The organism is Paraburkholderia sp. NMBU_R16, assembly GCF_013282575.1.
In the GTDB taxonomy this organism is placed as follows: domain Bacteria; phylum Pseudomonadota; class Gammaproteobacteria; order Burkholderiales; family Burkholderiaceae; genus Trinickia.
The window spans coordinates 1-253 of the sequence record NZ_JAAAYE010000428.1 but is presented as its reverse complement, the minus strand read 5'-3'; the positions used below and the strand labels follow the sequence as shown (position 1 = coordinate 253).

Genomic DNA, 253 nt, shown 5'->3' with positions numbered 1-253 from the left:
TCATCTCCTCCAGGTTGCGCAGGCTCAGTGCGTACGCCACGTACCAGCGTACGCACAGCAAAATCACCTCCAGCGGATAATGCAGCCGCTTCAGCACGCTGCCCGCGCCGGTGGGCAACGTTGAGCGCATTTCATTACACACAAGTCCGCGTGAGCGGCTTGTAAACTGTCGCGACTTGCCGTTTACTCTTGCTTTTTGCGCGGCACGCGAATGGCACGATCAACGGAGAGCTGGGCGGCAATGGAATTCAAG

General features: G+C 58.1%; 1 pseudogene. It reads right to left on the bottom strand.

Features of this window, described 5'->3' with window-relative positions:
• Positions 1–130: pseudogene (locus tag GWC77_RS28725) on the bottom strand (IS6 family transposase); the annotation flags it as partial.
• Positions 131–253: the final 123 nt, after the last annotated feature.